Origin of the sequence: Aneurinibacillus aneurinilyticus ATCC 12856 (genome assembly GCF_000466385.1) — a bacterium.
Lineage (GTDB): Bacteria > Bacillota > Bacilli > Aneurinibacillales > Aneurinibacillaceae > Aneurinibacillus > Aneurinibacillus aneurinilyticus.
In genome coordinates this window covers 98,870-118,421 of the sequence record NZ_KE952903.1, presented here as the reverse complement: position 1 = coordinate 118,421, position 19,552 = coordinate 98,870, and the positions used below count along the sequence as shown (strand labels likewise).

The window sequence follows — 19,552 nt, the reverse complement described above, 5'->3', positions numbered from 1 at the left end:
TGGAAGAAAAAGTCCAAACACTTGATATGGTTGAGATTTTAGAAAAATCTTTATAAAATACTCTTTTTCATTTGTAAGAACATTGATACAATGAAAGAGGAAAGAACTGTTAACCTGGCAGTTGTCACTGCCGGGCGTGTTTCAAGGTATAAACTGACTGAGCAATCGTTCAACTTGTACTGAAGAAGTAAGTCAAATAGATAAGGAGGCGCGAAAAGAATGAAAAAATCGGTTATTGTAAGCGCTGCCCGTACACCGTTCGGCAAGTTTGGAGGCAAGTTGTCTTCACTTACGGCAGTAGATCTGGGCGGGGTCGTAATCAAAGAGGCTGTGGAACGTGCCGGTATTTCTCCGGATATGGTGGAGGAAGTCATTATGGGAATGGTACTGCAGGGCGGTGCCAGGCAGATACCTTCGCGTCAGGCAGCCCGCAAAGCAGGGCTGCCGTGGGAGGTACAGACAGAAACTATTAACAAGGTATGCGCTTCCGGGCTTCGCAGCGTGACATTGGCCGATCAGATTATTCGTGCCGGTGACGCTGATGTTATCGTAGCTGGCGGGATGGAAAGCATGAGCAATGCACCGTATATTGTACCGAATGCACGCTGGGGCATGCGCATGGGCGATGGAAAGATTGTAGATTTAATGTTGCATGATGGATTAACGGATGCTTATGATGGCCAGCATATGGCGGTGCACGGCAGCAACGTGGCAGCCGAATATGAAATTTCGCGCGAAGCACAAGACAAGTGGGCTTTGCGGAGTCAACAACGTGCAGCGGAAGCCATAAAACAAGGGAAATTAAAAGACGAAATTGTTCCCGTATCCGTGCCACAACGCAAGGGAGAGCCGGTGCTGGTTGATACGGACGAAGCCCCGCGTGAAACAAGTATGGAACAGTTGCAAAAGCTGCCTCCTGTCTTTACGAAGGACGGTACGATTACAGCAGGCAATGCGCCGGGTGTAAATGACGGTGCAGGGGCTATGGTCGTCATGTCAGATGAAAAGGCAAAAGAATTGGGAGCAAAACCGCTGGCAACCATTCTGGGACATGCGGCAGTTGGACAGGAAGCGCCTTATATTGCCACTACGCCAGGCCTTGCTATAAACAAGCTGTTGAAAAAAACAGGCTATACGATTGACCAGATTGATTTATTTGAAGTGAATGAAGCATTTGCAGCAGTAACATTAACGAGTGAGAAGATTGCAGGTTGGGACCCGGAGAAGGTAAACGTCAATGGAGGCGCTATCGCATTCGGTCATCCGATTGGAGCCAGTGGCGCGCGCATCCTGATGACACTGATATATGAACTGCGTCGTCGCGGCGGAGGTCTTGGCATTGCGGCGATTTGCTCGGGAGCAGCACAGGGCGATGCTATTCTTGTGGAGGTTCCGGCAGCGGAATAACGCGCAGAAGAAGATAGAGACGACCTATTCTCCCATTATTTATATAGAAATCACCTGACATAGTAACAAAAGTTCAGGTGGTTGGAAGGAGGAGATTCGGAAAAAAGAAGAGGGTGGATGCGCCCCGGCAGAAGAAGGGCCAAGGTGCCTTTTTCCGACCGCCCACCGCCCTTCCTTTTTTTCTTACCTCCCACCACAAACATGTGTCGATTTATCAAATCAGATATATATCCAGGTTTTATTAAGAATAAAAGGAGTGGAGACGAATGGAAGTCAAAAAATTCATGGTAATCGGCGCAGGTCAGATGGGAAGCGGCATTGCGCAGGTGGCGGCACAGGCTGGACTTCATGTTGTGCTGCATGATGTGAAAGAAGAGTTCGTAAATCGGGGTCTTGGCGTTATTACTAAAAATCTGACGCGCGATGTGGAGAAAGGCCGCAAGTCCGAACAAGAAAAGCAGGCCATTCTTGAGCGCATCGTTGTGTCAACGGATATCAACAGCGCTAAAGACGTCGACTTTGTTGTAGAAGCGGTTGTCGAGAATATGGATGTGAAAACAGCCATTTTTAAGCAGCTTGATGATATTACACCGGCGCATACCATTCTCGCAAGCAATACATCCTCCCTTCCGATTACGGAAATTGCAGCGGTAACGAATCGTCCAGAGAAAGTGATTGGCATGCACTTTATGAATCCTGTTCCGGTTATGAAGCTTATCGAAGTGATTCGCGGTCTTGCAACATCGGATGAGACCTACCGCATCGTAGCGGATCTGTCCGAGAAGATGAGCAAAGTAGCGGTAGAAGTGAATGATTTCCCAGGCTTCGTATCCAACCGTGTATTGATGCCGATGATTAATGAAGCCATTTACTGTGTATATGAAGGTGTTGCTACACCTGAGTCGATTGATGAAGTAATGAAGCTTGGTATGAACCATCCGATGGGTCCACTGACATTGGCTGATTTCATCGGGCTTGATACATGCCTGTACATCATGGAAGTACTTCATGAAGGATTCGGTGATTCTAAATATCGCCCATGTCCATTGCTGCGCAAATATGTTAAAGCAGGATGGCTTGGCCGTAAATCCGGACGCGGATTCTACGTATACGAATAGAGATAAGGCAACAGAAGATGGGAGGAGAAACCATGCATTTACAATTTACAGAAGAACAAGAAATGATGCGCCGTATGGTACGGGATTTTGCCCGTGAGGAAATCGCACCCCAAGTAGAGAAGATGGAAGAGACGGATGAGTTTCCTATTGAGATTATTCGCAAGATGGGTGAATACGGATTGATGGGGATTCCCATCGAAGAGAAATTGGGCGGCGCGGAAGCGGACTTTATCTCGTATATTCTAGCTATTCACGAAATTTCTAAAGTGAGCCCGACCGTGGGGGTTATTCTCTCTGTGCATACATCAGTTGGCACAAATCCAATTGTATATTTTGGTAATGAAGAACAAAAGAAAAAATATGTACCAAAACTTGCTTCTGGGGAGTATATCGGAGCTTTTGCACTGACGGAACCGAATGCGGGGTCTGATGCGGCCAGCCTGCGTACTGCGGCGGTGAGAAAAGGTGACAAGTATATTTTGAACGGCTCCAAGGTTTTCATTACGAACGCGGGTGCAGCCGATACGTATATTACGTTTGCTGTCACTGATCCGTCAAAAGGTCCGAAAGGAATTTCAGCATTTATTGTGGAAAAGGATACACCAGGGTTTACTGTCGGCAAAAAGGAAAAGAAAATGGGGCTGCACGGTTCCAATACATCGGAATTGATTTTCGATAACGCGGAAGTGCCTGCGGAGAATTTGCTAGGTGAGGAAGGCATGGGCTTTACTATCGCAATGGCAAACCTGGATATTGGACGCATAGGTATTGCGGCGCAAGGTCTTGGCATTGCTGAAGGAGCATTCGAGCATGCATTAGCCTATGCTAAAGAACGTCATCAGTTTGGCAAGCCGATTGCAGCGCAGCAGGCTATTGCCTTTAAGCTGGCTGATATGGCGACTCAAATCGAAGCTTCTCGCTTGCTTGTATACCGTGCGGCGGCGCTTCGCGGTCAGGGCGTTACGTGTGGCATGGAAGCCTCCATGGCGAAGCGATTTGCGACCGACACCGCGATGAATGTGGCAACGGAAGCAGTCCAGGTATTCGGCGGCTACGGCTATACGCGGGAGTATCCGGTGGAGCGTTATTTCCGTGATGCTAAAGTAACTCAAATCTACGAAGGTACTAACCAGATTCAGCGTATTGTGATTTCTAAACACCTAATAAAGTAAAACTTTCATCAGTGGAGGATCTTTCTTTTCCGCTGATGGCTAGTTGCACTTATCGGGGACTTAGGGGCAGTTATCCCTCGTGCAGCGCAGATGAAGTCAGGACCTTGCTGCCCCTTAAACCGAGACAAACAAATAAATAAGGAGTGGAGAGAAATGGATTTCCAACTATCTGAAGAGCACAAAATGCTACGCCAAATGGTGCGTGAATTCGCGGAGAATGAGTTGGCTGACAAAGCCGGTGAGCGTGACGAAGAAGAACGCTTCGATATGGAAGTGTTTCATAAGCTAGCTGAATTGGGATTAACAGGTATTCCATGGGATGAGAAATATGGTGGTGCAGGCTTCGACTTTCTAAGCTACGTAATCGCGGTGGAAGAATTGTCCCGTGTTGATTCTTCGGTAGGGGTTACGCTATCTGCTCATACATCGCTTGCGAGCTGGCCGATTTACAAATTCGGTACAGAGGAGCAAAAGCAGAAGTTCCTTCGCCCGTTGGCGGAAGGGAAGAGTATGGGTGCATATTGCCTGACCGAGCCTGGCTCTGGATCTGATGCGGCAGGCATGAAGACGACTGCGAAAAAAGATGGTGATCATTATATTCTGAATGGAAGCAAAATTTTCATCACGAATGGCGGTCTGGCGGATATTTACATTGTATTTGCCGCAACTACGCCGGAGTTGAAACATAAAGGACAAACGGCATTTATCGTAACGAGTGATATGCCGGGCTTTAAAGTCGGTAAAAAGGAGAAGAAGCTTGGTATCCGTTCTTCTGCGACAACAGAAATTATTTTTGAAGATTGCCGTGTACCGGTAGAGAATATGCTGGGCACAGAAGGCCAGGGCTTTAAAATCGCTATGATGACGCTGGACGGTGGCCGCAATGGTATCGCTGCACAGGCGGTTGGAATTGCAGATGGAGCATTGACGCATGCGATTGCTTATGCAAAAGAACGCCATCAATTCGGCAAACCGATTGCTGCTCAACAGGCGATCGGGTTTAAACTGGCTGATATGGCAACTAAAGTGGAAGCGGCTCGTCTTCTGACTTATCAGGCGGCTGTGCTTGAAGACAGCGCTCTTCCATACGGCAAAGCTTCTGCTATGGCAAAGCTGTATGCAGGCGATATCGCGATGGAAGTAACGACTGATGCGGTACAGGTATTCGGTGGTTACGGCTATACGCGAGAATATCCGGTGGAACGCTTCATGCGGGACGCGAAAATCACACAGATTTATGAAGGGACGAATGAAATCCAACGTCTTGTCATCTCGAACTATTTGCTGAAAGACTAAGGATGTGAGCGTATTGCATGCATTGGTAGAACGAATTCTTAATGGAGATCGCCGGGCAGTTGCCCGTGCGATTTCTTATATAGAGGATAATCATCCAGAGAAGACGGAGATTCTGCAGGACCTTTTCCCTCATACGGGAGGAGCGTTTCTCCTCGGTATCACCGGCTCACCGGGTGCGGGAAAAAGCTCGTTTGTTGATAAGCTTATTGGGTATCTGCGTAAGCAGGGATTGACGATAGGGATTGTGGCGGTAGATCCGACCAGTCCGTTTACCGGAGGGGCCATTCTTGGAGACCGCATCCGTATGCAGGATCACTTTTTGGATGAGGGCGTATTTATCCGCAGTATGGGTACGCGCGGAAGTCTTGGCGGCCTGGCGCGAGCAACGAAAGAGGCGGTTCGCGTACTTGATGCATACGGAAAGGATATTGTAATTATTGAAACGGTAGGTGTCGGTCAATCGGAGCTTGACATTATGAATATTGCTGACTCGACAGCGGTTGTACTTAATCCCGGTGGAGGCGACACGGTACAGGCATTCAAGGCTGGTATCATGGAAATTGCTGACTTGTTTATTTTGAACAAAGCAGACCTGGCTGGTACAGACAAGCTGTTCCGCGAAGTGGAGCAGATGCTCGACCTGGTCAAGCATGATTCTCCATGGCGCCCTCCAGTGGTAAAAACTATCACGACACAAGGTATGGGAATTGATGAGGCATGGCAAGCGTTTCTAGACCATAAGTCGTATCTTCAGGAAAGCAAGGAATGGGAGAGACGTCGAGCTTCCCATCTGCGGGAAGAGGTATCTGAGATTGTGGAACATGCCGTGCACCAGCTCATTGTTAAGCGTTTGCGCAGCGAAGAATACAAAGACATGATGGAAGGCGTCTCTCGTCGTGACATTGATCCGTATGAAGTAGCGCACCAATTATTACAGCAATTGGTAAAAGAAAAATAGTATTCTGAAAAGAGTTGCGAATTCATTTTCTTCCTGCGTATAATAGAAGGAAGGAAGAAAAGGCGATGCGCCTTTTCTTTTTCCCTGCACTCTGAGCAATCGCTCAGTCGGCGTAAGGAAAGGAGCAAATTTAAGATGGAGCAACGTAAATCAATCCCCTCAATGGTAAAAGACCCAAAGCTGATCGAGAAGCGACGCGAGCAAATTATTGAAGCGGCGGTTGAGCTTTTTATCTCCAAGGGATTTCACAAAACAACTACCCGAGAGATTTCCCGTGCATCAGGATTCAGCATCGGTACGTTATATGAATATATCGAATCGAAAGAAGATGTTCTCTACCTTGTATGTGATGCGATCCACGCAGGCGTGGAAAAAGGTCTGCAGGAGGTACTTGTTAACGGTGTAAGTGGGGCCGTAATGTTAGAAGCAGCCATCGAAGGATTCCTGCGTGTAATGGATCAGATGCAGGATCGCGTACTTCTGATTTATCAGGAGATTAAGTCACTTCCTCGCGAAACGATGAGATATGTGCTGGCGAAGGAAGAAGAGATTACAGGCTTTTTTGAAGAAATATTGCATCGCGGCAGACGGGACGGCTCGCTGCAGATTGATGAGAATTCAGTTAAGCTGATGGCTCACAATATTGTGGTGCTTGGCGAGATGTGGACATTCCGTCGCTGGAGTTTACGCAAGAATTACACGTTGGATGAATTTACTAAAATGCAGACATCGTTGATTTTGCGTGAATTGACGGATAAGTAAAGAGTTGCCATAAACCGGATGAGAAGGAGAAAAGTCCTGCACCGGTTCGATTGCAGACATAAGATTGAGTGCGCAGGGGCTATTGCGCGACCTTGAGGGAGGAAAATAAAGATGGAAACGACAATTTATCGTCCGAAGCACAATGTTCGTTTTGTCACGGCAGCCAGCTTGTTTGATGGGCATGATGCCTCGATTAATATTATGCGTCGCATCTTACAGGCCTCAGGAGTAGAGGTTATTCACCTCGGTCATAACCGCTCCGTAGAGGAGATTGTAAATGCCGCTATTCAAGAAGATGCGCATGGTATTGCGATTAGCTCGTATCAGGGTGGCCACGTAGAGTATTTTAAATACATTGTCGATTTGCTAAAAGAGAAAAATGCCTCTCATATTAAAGTGTTCGGCGGTGGCGGCGGCGTTATTGTCCCTTCTGAGATTCGTGAGCTGCACGAATATGGTGTTGCGAAAATTTTCTCTCCAGATGACGGGCGTGTGCATGGCTTGCAGGGCATGATTAACTCCATGATTGAACAGACCGATTATCCGACTCCAAAAGAGGTTGAGAAGGAAATTAGCGAGCTTAAAAGTCGAAGTTGGAATGCGATCGGGCGCATGATTACACTGGCGGAAGAGAATGTAGAGAGGCAAGATCGGGAAGTAGCTGCTACGCTTGAAAAAGTGAATGCGATGGTGGAGACGGTTCCTGTGCTTGGTATCACCGGAACGGGCGGAGCTGGTAAAAGCTCGCTGACAGATGAACTGGTACGGCGTTTTCTGGAGCAATATCCAGAGAAGACAATGGCCATTCTATCGGTAGACCCTTCTAAGCAGAAAACGGGTGGAGCGCTTCTAGGTGACCGAATTCGTATGAATGCCATTAACTCACCTCGCGTATACATGCGTTCCCTGGCAACGCGGAAGTCTCATAGCGAGCTTAGCAAGGCCATTGGTGATGCGATTAATATTGTGAAAGCGGCAGGCTATGACTTCATTATTGTCGAGACATCCGGTATTGGGCAGGGCGATGCGCAAATTACGCAAGTGTGCGATATTGCCATGTACGTAATGACGAGCGAATTTGGTGCACCGACCCAGCTTGAGAAAATTGATATGATCGATTATGCCGACATTATTGCTATCAACAAATTCGAACGGCGCGGTTCAGAAGATGCGCTACGCGATGTAAAGAAGCAGTGGACGCGCAGTCGTGCTATTTTTGACATGAAGGATGAGGATATTCCGGTATATGGTACAATCGCCAGCCAATTCAACGATCCGGGCACAAATGTACTTTTTGTGAACCTGATGAGGGTTGTTAGTGAGAAAACAGGCACAGAATGGCCGACTACACTTAATATCTCCGGCAATACCAAATCTAAGAAGCAATATGTCATTCCGTCTGAGCGTATTCATTATCTGGCGGAAATCGTCAATACCGTACATCAATATAAGAAATTTACCGAACAACAGGTGCAAATCGCACGCAAGCTATTCCAGTTGAAAGGCACGAAGGAAGAATTATTAGCTCACACAGGGGAACTTGCATCTGATTTACAGCAAGAAATCGATAAGCTTATTTCTCACTATGAAGAGAAGCTGCATCCTGAAAGTAGAAAAATTCTGGATAATTGGAAGTCGTTGAAGGAAGCATACATGAAGGATGAGTTCATTACGAAAGTGCGCGATAAAGAAATTGTTACGAAGCTGTATACAACCTCCCTGTCTGGCACACGCATTCCAAAGGTAGCGCTGCCGAAATTCGAAGAATGGGGCGAGATTCTTCGCTGGGCTATGAGCGAGAATTTGCCAGGATATTTCCCTTACACCGCAGGCGTATTTCCATTTAAGCGTGATGGCGAAGATCCGAAGCGTCAGTTTGCGGGCGAGGGTACACCTGAGCGAACGAACCGTCGTTTCCACTACTTGTCTAAGGACGATGCAGCGAAGCGCTTAAGTACAGCGTTCGACAGTGTGACTTTATACGGGGAAGATCCTGATTATCGTCCGGATATTTATGGGAAAATTGGCACAAGTGGCGTTAGCATTTGTACGCTGGATGATATGAAAAAACTATATGATGGCTTTGACTTATGTCATCCATCAACATCTGTATCAATGACGATTAATGGACCTGCGCCAATTATTCTGGCAATGTACATGAACGCAGCCATTCAGCAGCAGATCGACAAGTTCAAGCAAGAGAACGGACGAGAACCGAATGCTGAAGAAGCGAAGCAAATTAAGGCCTATACGCTTAAAAGCGTACGTGGAACCGTACAGGCAGATATTCTGAAAGAAGATCAAGGACAGAATACATGCATCTTCTCGACAGAATTTGCTCTGAAGATGATGGGAGATATTCAGGAGTACTTCATCGAGAACCATGTTCGCAATTACTATTCGGTAAGTATTTCCGGTTATCATATCGCTGAAGCAGGTGCAAATCCGATTTCCCAGCTTGCCTTTACGCTGGCGAATGGCTTTACGTATGTTGAATATTATTTGAGCCGTGGTATGCACATTGATGACTTTGCACCAAACTTGTCATTCTTCTTTAGCAATGGTCTTGATCCGGAGTACACTGTGCTTGGGAGAGTTGCCCGTCGCATTTGGGCAACGGTTATGAAGAACAAGTATGGCGGTAATGAGCGCAGTCAGAAGCTCAAGTATCATATTCAGACGTCAGGTCGTTCCCTGCATGCGCAGGAGATGGATTTTAACGATATACGCACTACATTGCAGGCGCTGATGGCTATATATGATAATTGTAACTCGTTGCATACCAATGCGTATGATGAGGCCATTACGACGCCTACAGAGAATTCTGTGCGCCGTGCTATGGCAATCCAAATGATTATTACAAAAGAGCTCGGTTTGGCGAAAAATGAGAATTCGTTGCAAGGTTCTTTCATTATCGAAGAGTTGACTGAGTTAGTAGAAGAGGCCGTATTGGCTGAATTCCAGCGTATTAGTGACCGTGGCGGCGTGCTAGGTGCGATGGAGACACAATACCAGCGCAGTAAGATTCAAGAGGAGTCCCTCTATTACGAGACGCTGAAGCATAACGGCGAGCTTCCTATTATTGGTGTAAATACGTTCCTGAATCCGAATTCTTCCGAGGAGGACTACGAGATCGAGCTTGCTCGTGCTACGGAAGAAGAAAAGGTACAGCAAATTAACAACCTGCGCGATTTCCAAGAACGTCATAAGGATGTTGCCGATGCAGCGCTACGACGCCTAAAAGAAGTAGCGTGTTCTGGAGAGAATATCTTCGCTGAACTGATGGAGACAGTGAAAGTGGCCAGTCTCGGTCAAATTACAGGTGCGCTCTATGAAGTCGGTGGACAATATCGTCGAAATATGTAGGGTCGAATGACGAGACAATAGTAAACTCTTTTGTCCCGAACAGAAACTCTGTTGAGGAGAAAATAAAGGGCGAGGGCATTTTTCCCTCGCCTTCTTTATGATCGCGTTATTTGAAAAACGAATGAAGCACGAGTTTTCCTTGCATTTTAGGTCTGAAATTGTATAAAATAAGGAATGCTGAATAATAGGGATAGTATGTCCGGGATGCAAGAATTTGCATCTGGTTATTTGAAACCTGTAAAGAAGGGAAGTGCCGAGGTTGAGCAATGCTTTGAACCTGGAAGCAGAAGAAGTCAAAGAAATGGCGATGGTAGATATCGCTTATCAAATGTTGAATCAATCAAAAAAACCGGCCTATTACCGAGATTTGTATAAAGAAATAACAGCAATGAAGAACATGTCGGAATCCGAAGCGATGGACATGATAGCGCAAGTGTATACGGAAATTAATCTTGATGGCCGCTTTATATGCCTCGGTGAAAATCTGTGGGGATTGAAACGCTGGTACCTTGTCGAAACACAAGAGGAGTCTGCGGAAAGCGGTTTCCGGGGCAAATTCGCATTGGATGACGACGATGACTTCGAGGATGACGAAGAGCTTGAAGAAGAATATGATGAGATTGACAACGCTCATGTAGATGACGAGGATGAAGAAGAGATAGACGATGACTTCGCCGATGACGAGAAAGAAACGGATGAAGAATTCGATGAAGAACTGGACGATGAAGAATTAGAGAATGAAGATGAAGACGAAGACCTTGACATGTAATACAAGGGAAGATAAAATACTTTTTGGGCTTTAAAACTATATGATGTATCATTAACAAATAAAACAAAAGTGCCCCTCCGAAAATACTCGGTTGGGGATCTCTTTTGTTTTTTTCATTTTCTAGATTCATACAGCTACTTGTTTTGTGGAAAAGTATTGAATGGGCAAAGAAAGAGGGGTTTATTTGTATGGCAAAGTATATATTTGTAACTGGCGGTGTGGTATCTTCTCTGGGCAAAGGGATTACCGCTGCTTCTCTGGGACGTTTGTTGAAAAATCGTGGTCTGCAGGTAACGATTCAGAAGTTTGATCCGTATATCAACGTAGATCCAGGCACAATGAGCCCATACCAGCATGGAGAAGTATTCGTTACTCAAGATGGCGCGGAGACGGATCTTGACCTTGGCCACTATGAACGGTTCATCGACATTAACCTGAATTCCAACAGTAATGTAACGACTGGTAAAATCTACTCTTCCGTTATTACGAAAGAGCGCCGCGGTGATTACTTGGGCGGAACGGTACAGGTCATTCCACATATTACTAATGAAATCAAAGAGCGTGTTTTCCGTGCAGGACGTGAGACGAATGCTGATGTTGTTATTACAGAAATCGGCGGTACGGTAGGAGATATTGAGAGCCTTCCGTTTCTGGAAGCAATTCGTCAGATTAAGAGCGATGTCGGTCGTGACAACGTAATGTATATCCATTGTACACTTGTGCCATACTTGGCAGCTGCCGGCGAGATGAAGACGAAGCCGACTCAACACAGTGTGAAAGAGCTGCGTAGCTTGGGAATTCAGCCGAATGTAATTGTATGCCGCACAGAGCATCCGATGTCACAGGACATGAAAGATAAAATCGCGCTCTTCTGCGATATCGATCCGAAAGCGGTTATCGAAATGGTGGATGCCGAATCGCTGTATGAAGTTCCATTGACTCTGAAAGAGCAAGGAGCGGACGAATATGTGTGCAACCATTTGAACCTCACTTGCCCGGAAGCAGATATGACAGAATGGAAACAGATGCTCCATAAAATTAAGAACCTTTCCCACAAGACGACCATTGCTATCGTCGGTAAATACGTTGCGCTGCATGATGCATATATCAGCGTGGCAGAAGCATTGTACCATGCCGGTTATGCGAATGATGCGGACGTGAATATTGAGTGGGTGGATGCTGAGGAAGTGTACGAGCATAACGTTTCTGAGCTGCTGAGCCGTGTGGATGGTATTCTTGTACCAGGTGGTTTCGGAGATCGTGGTGTAGAGGGTAAAATCATCGCCGCTAAGTACGCACGTGAAAACAAAATTCCGTTCCTTGGCATTTGTTTGGGAATGCAGGTAGCGGTTATCGAATTTGCCCGTCACGTCGTCGGCATGAAGGATGCGAACAGTTCGGAAATTAATCCGTCTACCCAATATCCGGTTATTGACCTGCTTCCGGATCAAAAAGATATTGAAAATCTCGGCGGTACGATGCGCCTTGGCCTGTATCCTTGCAAAATGGAAAAAGGCACGGCAGCCCACACATCTTACGATGAAGATCTTGTATATGAGCGTCATCGCCATCGCTATGAGTTCAACAACCAGTACCGTGAAGCACTGAAAGATGCAGGGCTGAAGTTCAGCGGTACATCGCCGGACGGACGTCTGGTAGAAATCGTTGAGCTGCCGGATCACCCTTGGTTTGTGGCAAGCCAATTCCATCCAGAATTTGCCTCTCGTCCGAACCGCCCGCAGCCACTTTTCCGCGATTTTGTTGGTGCGGCGTTGAAGCTGAAAAAACAATAGTAAATAAAACCAAGGCGAGCGATTGCTCGTCTTTTTTTATGGAAAACGGACGAGCGAAGGCGTTCATGAGTTTTTCTTGTTGTATCATAGATAAAAAGCAGGAATTTTTTAGGATTTATCGAACTCTTGTATTATTGTAGAGTCAGCATACATATTTGTTGTGCATGAGAATGAGAGGGGGAGCAGCATGAAGGATAAGAAAGTATTGATAGTCGATGACCAATACGGGATTCGAGTTCTGCTGTTTGAGGTATTTGGAAAGGAAGGGTACCAGACGTTTCAAGCTGCCAATGGAAAGCAGGCATTAGAAATTGTCACGGGCGAGTCGCCTGACCTTGTCATTCTTGATATGAAAATTCCCGGCATGGACGGGCTTGAGATTTTGAAGGAAATTAAAAAAATCGCTCCAGAAACCAAGGTGATCATGATGACAGCGTATGGCGAATTGGATATGATTAAAGAGGCGACGGAACTCGGCGCTCTCACCCATTTCACTAAGCCGTTTGATATTGATGAACTACGAACGGCAGTAAATAAGCAACTCGCATGCTGATCTTTCATTGTGGTATAATAAGCAATGTTTGAGGGTATGCACAAAACAAGGAGGATCTTACATATGCCATTAGTTTCGATGACAGACATGTTAAATAAAGCCGTGGAAGGGAAATATGCCGTCGGTCAATTTAACTTGAACAATCTTGAGTTTACGCAAGCCATTCTGCAGGCGGCAGAAGAAGAGAAATCCCCTGTCATCCTTGGAGTAAGTGAAGGTGCAGCTCGTTATATGGGCGGTTTTAAACTGGTTGTAGCTATTGTACAAGCTTTAATGGAAGAATATAAAATTACTGTCCCGGTAGCGATTCATCTGGATCATGGCTCTTCCTTCGAGAAGTGCGTAGAAGCTATCCATGCCGGTTTTACCTCCGTTATGATCGATGGCTCTCATTATCCGCTCGAAGAGAACATTGCCCTAACCAAGCGTGTCGTAGACGTGGCACATGCGTTAGGGGTGTCAGTAGAGGCTGAACTGGGCCGTATTGGTGGTCAGGAAGATGATTTGATTGTACAAGATGCAGAAGCGGCGTATGCAATTCCGGCAGAATGTGATAAACTTGTGCGCGAGACAGGTGTGGATTGCTTCGCTCCGGCGCTTGGCTCTGTTCATGGCCCATATAAAGGCGAGCCGAATCTAGGCTTTGACAGAATGGAAGAAGTTATGAAGTTGACTGGAGTTCCGCTTGTTCTGCACGGTGGTACAGGCATTCCGACAAAAGATATCCAACGTGCAATTTCGCTTGGTACGGCGAAAATTAATGTGAATACGGAGAACCAAATCGCATCAGCTAAAACAGTTCGTGAAGTTCTCGATGCAAAACCAGATTTGTATGATCCACGTAAATATCTGGGACCTGCACGTGACACCATTAAAGAAACTGTTAAGGGCAAAATGCGCGAATTTGGAAGCAGCAACAAAGCGTAACACCATTTTGTCAGTGTGAAGACAGAAGGAGTGTATTATGAGATTTTTTATTGATACAGCAAATGTAAATGAGATTCGCGAAGTGAACGAGTGGGGCGTTTTGGCCGGAGTTACGACTAATCCTTCCCTTGTTGCGAAAGAAGGACGCGACTTTGTAGAGACATTAAAAGAAATCATTGATATCGTTGATGGACCGATTAGTGCTGAAGTTATCAGCCTGGAAGCCGAAGGCATGATTGAAGAGGGCGAGAAGCTTGCCTCTCTTTCCAAGAATATCGTGATTAAAGTGCCAATGACGGTAGAAGGCCTAAAAGCGGTCAAACATTTTACCAAGAAAAAAATCAAAACGAATGTGACGCTAGTATTCTCGGCGACACAAGCACTTTTGGCTGCGCGTGCAGGAGCGACTTACGTATCGCCCTTCCTTGGACGCCTCGATGATATCTCCCAAGACGGTTTGCAGTTAATTTCGGACATCTCTCAAATTTTTGATGCTCATGATATTGAAACTGAGATTATTTCGGCGAGTGTACGCCATCCACTGCACGTAGTAGAATGCGCGAAGATGGGAGCGGACATCGCGACCATTCCGTACAAGATTTTCAAGCAAATGGCACAGCATCCGTTAACGGATGCCGGCATCGAACGCTTTCTTGCGGATTGGGATCAAGCGCAGCAAAAATAATACCGGAAAGAAGCACCTTTTCAAAAAGTGATGTGAAAAGGTGCTTTTTCCCATTGAGTAAGGAGAATCGATCTGTGGAGAAATTGTTTATCGAGGGCGGACGGAAGCTGACAGGGCGAATTCAAATCAGCGGAGCGAAGAATAGTGCGGTGGCGCTCATTCCCGCTGCGATTCTCGCAGGCGCGGAGGTTGTTTTGGAGAATGTGCCGGATATCAGCGATGTTCATATCTATAGTGAGATTCTGCAGGATTTGGGGGCAGTGGTCGAGCAAGATAACGATATGATACGCATTGATTCGACTCGCATGGAAGCAAGGCCAATGCCTAACGGTAAAATCAAAGAGTTAAGGGCTTCTTATTATTTGATGGGCGCTATGTTAGGCCGTTTCGGCGAGGCGATTATCGGCATGCCCGGTGGCTGTAATCTCGGTCCGAGGCCGATTGACCAGCACGTTAAAGGATTTGAAGCACTCGGTGCTCGTATGTCTCATGAACACGGTTCTTTGCATATTCAGGCAAAAGAGCTTATCGGCAGCAAAGTGTATCTGGATGTCGTAAGTGTAGGAGCTACCATTAATATTATGCTGGCAGCGTGCCGGGCCAAAGGCAAAACGATTATTGAAAATGCAGCGAAAGAACCGGAGATTATCGATGTCGCTACATTGCTGAATGCAATGGGGGCAAGTATTAAAGGTGCCGGAACCGATGTAATCAGAATTGAGGGAGTCGAGAAGCTGAGCGGATGCCGGCATTCTATTATTCCCGACCGAATCGAAGCAGGTACGTATATGATTGCCGCTGCGGCTACGGGTGGCGATGTAGTGATTGATAATATTATTCCCCGTCATATGGAATCTCTTACAGCTAAGCTGAGAGAGATGAATATCCGGGTGGAAGAAGAGGACGATGCCGTTCACGTTATTGGATGTGACACATATGAAGCAATCGATATAAAAACGCTTCCTTACCCCGGATTTCCCACTGATCTTCAACAACCCATCACTTCCTTGTTAACCGCCGCAAATGGTACCAGTATTGTAACAGATAATATTTATCATGCCCGGTTTAAACATGCTGAACATCTGTTGAACATGGGAGCCAAAATTAAAGTGGAAGGCCGCTCAGCTGTTATTGAGGGCAAGACATCACTTGTAGGTGGTAAAGTCATGGCAACGGATTTAAGGGCGGGAGCGGCGCTCGTTATAGCCGGATTAATGGCCAATGGTATAACGGAAATTACTGGTGTACACCATATTGATCGCGGATATGCCGAATTGGAAGAAAAGCTGAAGAGTCTTGGTGCTGTGATGTGGCGTGAAAAATCAATCCAGAGAGCTTACTAACAAAACAGGAGATGACAGGAAATGGAACGCAGTTTAACACTTGAATTAGTACGTGTAACAGAAGCGGCGGCGCTCGCGTCTGCCCGATGGATGGGACGCGGCAAGAAAGAGGATGCGGATGATGCCGCTACGACTGCAATGCGCGCCGTATTCGATACGGTACCGATGCAGGGGACCGTCGTAATCGGCGAAGGTGAAATGGATGAAGCGCCGATGCTGTATATCGGAGAGAAGCTAGGTCAGGGCATTGGGCCAGAAGTGGATGTAGCAGTTGATCCGCTTGAAGGAACAAACATCGTGGCTAAAGGAACATGGAATGCACTTACGGTATTGGCGGTAGCGGACCGCGGGAATCTGCTGCATGCGCCTGATATGTATATGGACAAGCTGGCTGTAGGTCCGGAAGCAGCCGGTAAAGTAGACATTACTGCACCAATTATTGATAATTTAAAAGCGGTGGCACAGGCAAAAGGTAAGGATATTAGCGACCTTGTGGCATGTGTTATGGACCGTGAACGCCACGCCAGCATTATTGAACAAATCCGTGAAGCGGGCGCTCGTATTAAGCTTATCTCTGACGGTGATGTCGCAGGTGCTATTAATACGGCGTTTGAACATACAGGTGTGGATATTTTGTTCGGTGTCGGCGGCGCCCCAGAAGGGGTTATCGCAGCAGTTGCATTAAAATGTCTTGGAGGCGAATTGCAGGGACGCCTTGTTCCTCACAATGAAGCAGAGTTCGAGCGTTGCAAGAAAATGGGTCTTGCTGATCCTCGTCAAGTGTTGCTGATGAACGACCTTGTTAGAGGTGATGATTGTATTTTTGCGGCTACCGGTGTAACTGAAGGTGAGTTGTTGAAAGGCGTACGCTTCGAAGGTACAAGTGCATTCACACAATCTGTTGTTATGCGTGCCAAGTCCGGTACGGTTCGCTTTATTGATGGACAGCACCGTCTTGAGCGTAAACCGCAATTTGTTATGAAGGATTAGTCTGACAATAAACCGGATAGACTGTTCATGATATGCATAAATAGACTTTGAAACACTGACTTTGTTCAAATATCGGGGTAAGAAAGGAATAAGAGGTTGGGAGAAAATGATCTGCATAGCTCTAATTTCCAGCTTCTTTACCTTTTGTGCCCGAACCATGGATGATAGGGGAAGTGTTATGTACCATTTAATAAGAAAAGTGTGGTGTTTGAACGTTATATGGAAATGAATCTAGCACAATTAGAAGAGAAGAAATTAACGGAACTTTATAAGCTGGCGAAAGAATATCAAATTCCTTACTATGGCACATTCAAGAAGCGAGAGCTGATCTTCGCGATTCTGCAGGCGCAGGCGGAGAAGCAGGGCCATATGTTTATGGAAGGGGTGCTTGATACGCATCCGGATGGGTTCGGTTTTCTCCGGCCGATTAATTATTTGCCAAGTGCGGAAGATATTTATATTTCCGCTTCGCAAATTCGACGTTTTGACTTACGAACCGGTGATAAGGTATCCGGTAAGGTACGACCGCCGAAAGAGAATGAGAGATACTTTGGTTTATTGCATGTTGATGCAGTTAATGGTGAACCGCCTGAGAGCTCGCCGGAACGCTTGCATTTTCCGGCGCTTACACCTCTCTATCCCCAGAAGAAGATGGTGCTTGAGACATCACCTACCAGAATTTCTTCCCGTATTATTGATTTAATAGCGCCTGTCGGGTTTGGACAGCGCGGTCTTATTGTCGCTCCTCCGAAAGCTGGTAAAACGATATTGCTTAAAGAGATTGCCAACAGTATCGCGACCAATCATCCTGACGTTGAGCTAATTGTTCTATTGATTGATGAAAGACCGGAAGAAGTAACCGATATGCAACGTTCTGTTAAAGGCGAAGTAGTAAGCTCCACGTTTGACGAATTGCCTGAAAATCATATTAAAGTAGCTGAGTTGGTGCTTGAACGTGCATTGCGCCTTGTAGAACATAAAAAAGATGTCGTAATTCTGCTTGATAGTATTACCCGTCTGGCTCGCGCATACAACGTTACCATACCAACGAGCGGACGTACGTTGTCCGGAGGGATTGATCCTGCGGCGTTTCATCGTCCGAAGCGTTTCTTTGGTGCGGCGCGTAATGTCGAGGAAGGGGGTAGCTTAACCATTCTGGCTACTGCACTTGTGGAAACTGGATCACGTATGGATGATGTGATTTACGAAGAATTCAAGGGTACGGGAAATATGGAACTTCATCTGGACCGCAAATTGGCGGAACGTCGCGTCTACCCTGCCATTGATATTCGTCGTTCCGGTACGCGCCGCGAAGAGCTGCTGTTTACGAAAGAAGAATTATCCAAAATCTGGACCCTGCGCAAGTCTATCCACGACAGCAACGAATTCACCGAAGCGTTTATCAAGAAAATCGCCGAGGCGAAGACCAATCAGGAGTTCCTCGATTCTCTAGATCTTGAATCTACCAGAAATTCGTCAACGAAACCTGCTCATAAGAGATAAAGCATACCTTTGAAAAACAGGGGAAGATTCCGGCCTACTTGTTTTTCCTGGTCGGGTTTTCCCTGTTTTTATTATATTTTTCCTTCTCCTCTCATATGGATGATAGAAAAAAGGAGAAGGCGACATGAACGAGCTTCAAGCTATCATTCTGGGAATTATACAAGGATTGACCGAATTTCTTCCTATCAGTAGCACGGGGCACCTCTATTTGGCCCGCCATCTTTTCGGATTGGACGAGGCCGGATTGTTTTTGGATACGATGCTGCATATCGGCACCTTGTTTGCGGTGCTGGCCGTATACGGTGATGATGTGCTGAAACTAGTGCAGAAGCCATTTAGTCGGTTGACGGGACTGCTTGTGATAGGAACCGTACCTGCAGTTGCGGTTGGGTTGTTGCTTGAGGATTTCTTCGAGGAAATTTCCAGGACAGGCGTAACGGTAGGGTATGAATTTTTGCTGACGGGTGCTGTACTCTGGATGGCCGATCGCTGGAAAAATAGAGGTGGTAAATCCCTGGAAGCAATGTCCTATGGTGATGCATTGTTTATCGGTTGTTTTCAGGCGGCTGCCATCATGCCTGCTCTTTCCCGTTCTGGTCTGACGATCGCTGCTTCGCTGTTTCGACGCATCAATCGGGAAGAAGCTGCTCGGTTTTCCTTTTTACTATCGCTTCCGGCTATTGGCGGAGGCGTCATTCTTCAAGGAGCCAAGCTGTTTACAGGAGAACATAGGGAGATGATCGGTTTATTTCCTCTCTTGCTCGGTTCGTTTTTTTCCGCTATTTTCGGCTATTTTGCTGTTCGCTGGATGATCGGTATTTTAAAGAGAAAATCTTTAAAAGGGTTTGCCGTTTATGTCTGGATATTGGGAGTATTTATCCTTGCTGCACAGGCTTTAGGCATCTTTTAA

At 46.4% G+C, this 19,552-nt stretch carries 16 protein-coding genes; all 16 read left to right on the top strand.

Features of this window, described 5'->3' with window-relative positions:
• Positions 1–219: 219 nt before the first annotated feature.
• The 16 genes from HMPREF0083_RS23900 (at position 220) to HMPREF0083_RS23825 (ending at position 19,552) form a co-directional block, all read left to right on the top strand.
• On the top strand, positions 220–1,407 hold the full coding sequence (locus HMPREF0083_RS23900) for an acetyl-CoA C-acetyltransferase (RefSeq protein WP_021624502.1): 1,188 nt from the start codon (positions 220–222) through the stop codon (positions 1,405–1,407).
• A gap of 266 nt (positions 1,408–1,673) precedes the next feature.
• Positions 1,674–2,525, top strand: coding sequence for a 3-hydroxybutyryl-CoA dehydrogenase (locus HMPREF0083_RS23895; protein ID WP_021624500.1), 852 nt, complete (start codon positions 1,674–1,676; stop codon positions 2,523–2,525).
• Positions 2,526–2,557: 32 nt separating this feature from the next.
• Positions 2,558–3,697, top strand: coding sequence for an acyl-CoA dehydrogenase (locus HMPREF0083_RS23890; RefSeq protein ID WP_040304745.1), 1,140 nt, complete (start codon positions 2,558–2,560; stop codon positions 3,695–3,697).
• A gap of 153 nt (positions 3,698–3,850) precedes the next feature.
• Positions 3,851–4,993 carry an acyl-CoA dehydrogenase gene (locus tag HMPREF0083_RS23885; protein ID WP_040304743.1) on the top strand — a complete coding sequence of 381 codons (1,143 nt, stop codon included), beginning with the start codon at positions 3,851–3,853 and terminating at the stop codon, positions 4,991–4,993.
• A 13-nt stretch (positions 4,994–5,006) separates the two neighbouring features.
• Positions 5,007–5,951, top strand: coding sequence for a methylmalonyl Co-A mutase-associated GTPase MeaB (meaB, locus tag HMPREF0083_RS23880; protein ID WP_040304741.1), 945 nt, complete (start codon positions 5,007–5,009; stop codon positions 5,949–5,951).
• Positions 5,952–6,086: 135 nt separating this feature from the next.
• Entirely contained in the window at positions 6,087–6,713 is a 627-nt protein-coding gene (locus tag HMPREF0083_RS23875) for a TetR/AcrR family transcriptional regulator (RefSeq protein ID WP_021624496.1), read from the top strand.
• A gap of 111 nt (positions 6,714–6,824) precedes the next feature.
• A complete protein-coding gene (gene icmF / locus HMPREF0083_RS23870) occupies positions 6,825–10,079 on the top strand; it encodes a fused isobutyryl-CoA mutase/GTPase IcmF (protein WP_021624495.1) in 3,255 nt (1,084 codons plus the stop codon).
• Between the two features lie 259 nt (positions 10,080–10,338).
• Complete coding sequence (gene rpoE, locus HMPREF0083_RS23865) at positions 10,339–10,848, top strand: DNA-directed RNA polymerase subunit delta (RefSeq protein WP_040304738.1); 510 nt, start codon at positions 10,339–10,341, stop codon at positions 10,846–10,848.
• Between the two features lie 188 nt (positions 10,849–11,036).
• On the top strand, positions 11,037–12,641 hold the full coding sequence (locus tag HMPREF0083_RS23860; RefSeq protein WP_040304736.1) for a CTP synthase: 1,605 nt from the start codon (positions 11,037–11,039) through the stop codon (positions 12,639–12,641).
• A 187-nt stretch (positions 12,642–12,828) separates the two neighbouring features.
• The gene (locus tag HMPREF0083_RS23855; RefSeq protein ID WP_021624492.1) at positions 12,829–13,194 is read left to right on the top strand and encodes a response regulator; all 366 of its coding nucleotides are present in this window, start codon (positions 12,829–12,831) and stop codon (positions 13,192–13,194) included.
• 63 nt (positions 13,195–13,257) lie between these two features.
• The gene (gene fba, locus HMPREF0083_RS23850; RefSeq protein ID WP_040304734.1) at positions 13,258–14,121 is read left to right on the top strand and encodes a class II fructose-1,6-bisphosphate aldolase; all 864 of its coding nucleotides are present in this window, start codon (positions 13,258–13,260) and stop codon (positions 14,119–14,121) included.
• A 37-nt stretch (positions 14,122–14,158) separates the two neighbouring features.
• Complete coding sequence (gene fsa, locus HMPREF0083_RS23845) at positions 14,159–14,806, top strand: fructose-6-phosphate aldolase (RefSeq protein WP_021624490.1); 648 nt, start codon at positions 14,159–14,161, stop codon at positions 14,804–14,806.
• Between the two features lie 74 nt (positions 14,807–14,880).
• Positions 14,881–16,149, top strand: a complete 1,269-nt coding sequence (locus HMPREF0083_RS23840; RefSeq protein ID WP_021624489.1) for a UDP-N-acetylglucosamine 1-carboxyvinyltransferase — start codon at positions 14,881–14,883, stop codon at positions 16,147–16,149.
• Positions 16,150–16,170: 21 nt separating this feature from the next.
• Positions 16,171–17,139 carry a class II fructose-bisphosphatase gene (gene glpX / locus HMPREF0083_RS23835; protein WP_021624488.1) on the top strand — a complete coding sequence of 323 codons (969 nt, stop codon included), beginning with the start codon at positions 16,171–16,173 and terminating at the stop codon, positions 17,137–17,139.
• Between the two features lie 219 nt (positions 17,140–17,358).
• Positions 17,359–18,642: a transcription termination factor Rho gene (gene rho / locus HMPREF0083_RS23830; RefSeq protein ID WP_021624487.1), complete on the top strand. Its 1,284-nt coding sequence runs from the start codon at positions 17,359–17,361 to the stop codon at positions 18,640–18,642.
• Between the two features lie 124 nt (positions 18,643–18,766).
• On the top strand, positions 18,767–19,552 hold the full coding sequence (locus HMPREF0083_RS23825) for an undecaprenyl-diphosphate phosphatase (protein ID WP_021624485.1): 786 nt from the start codon (positions 18,767–18,769) through the stop codon (positions 19,550–19,552).

Bases quoted from the DNA above. Each gene is read 5' to 3' on its own strand.
- fsa (WP_021624490.1), top strand. From the start codon at position 14,159: ATGAGATTTTTTATTGATACAGCAAATGTAAATGAGATTCGCGAAGTG.
- HMPREF0083_RS23860 (WP_040304736.1), top strand. From the start codon at position 11,037: ATGGCAAAGTATATATTTGTAACTGGCGGTGTGGTATCTTCTCTGGGC.
- HMPREF0083_RS23875 (WP_021624496.1), top strand. From the start codon at position 6,087: ATGGAGCAACGTAAATCAATCCCCTCAATGGTAAAAGACCCAAAGCTG.
- HMPREF0083_RS23900 (WP_021624502.1), top strand. From the start codon at position 220: ATGAAAAAATCGGTTATTGTAAGCGCTGCCCGTACACCGTTCGGCAAG.
- icmF (WP_021624495.1), top strand. From the start codon at position 6,825: ATGGAAACGACAATTTATCGTCCGAAGCACAATGTTCGTTTTGTCACG.
- glpX (WP_021624488.1), top strand. From the start codon at position 16,171: ATGGAACGCAGTTTAACACTTGAATTAGTACGTGTAACAGAAGCGGCG.
- rho (WP_021624487.1), top strand. From the start codon at position 17,359: ATGGAAATGAATCTAGCACAATTAGAAGAGAAGAAATTAACGGAACTT.
- HMPREF0083_RS23855 (WP_021624492.1), top strand. From the start codon at position 12,829: ATGAAGGATAAGAAAGTATTGATAGTCGATGACCAATACGGGATTCGA.
- HMPREF0083_RS23895 (WP_021624500.1), top strand. From the start codon at position 1,674: ATGGAAGTCAAAAAATTCATGGTAATCGGCGCAGGTCAGATGGGAAGC.
- HMPREF0083_RS23825 (WP_021624485.1), top strand. From the start codon at position 18,767: ATGAACGAGCTTCAAGCTATCATTCTGGGAATTATACAAGGATTGACC.
- HMPREF0083_RS23890 (WP_040304745.1), top strand. From the start codon at position 2,558: ATGCATTTACAATTTACAGAAGAACAAGAAATGATGCGCCGTATGGTA.
- fba (WP_040304734.1), top strand. From the start codon at position 13,258: ATGCCATTAGTTTCGATGACAGACATGTTAAATAAAGCCGTGGAAGGG.
- HMPREF0083_RS23885 (WP_040304743.1), top strand. From the start codon at position 3,851: ATGGATTTCCAACTATCTGAAGAGCACAAAATGCTACGCCAAATGGTG.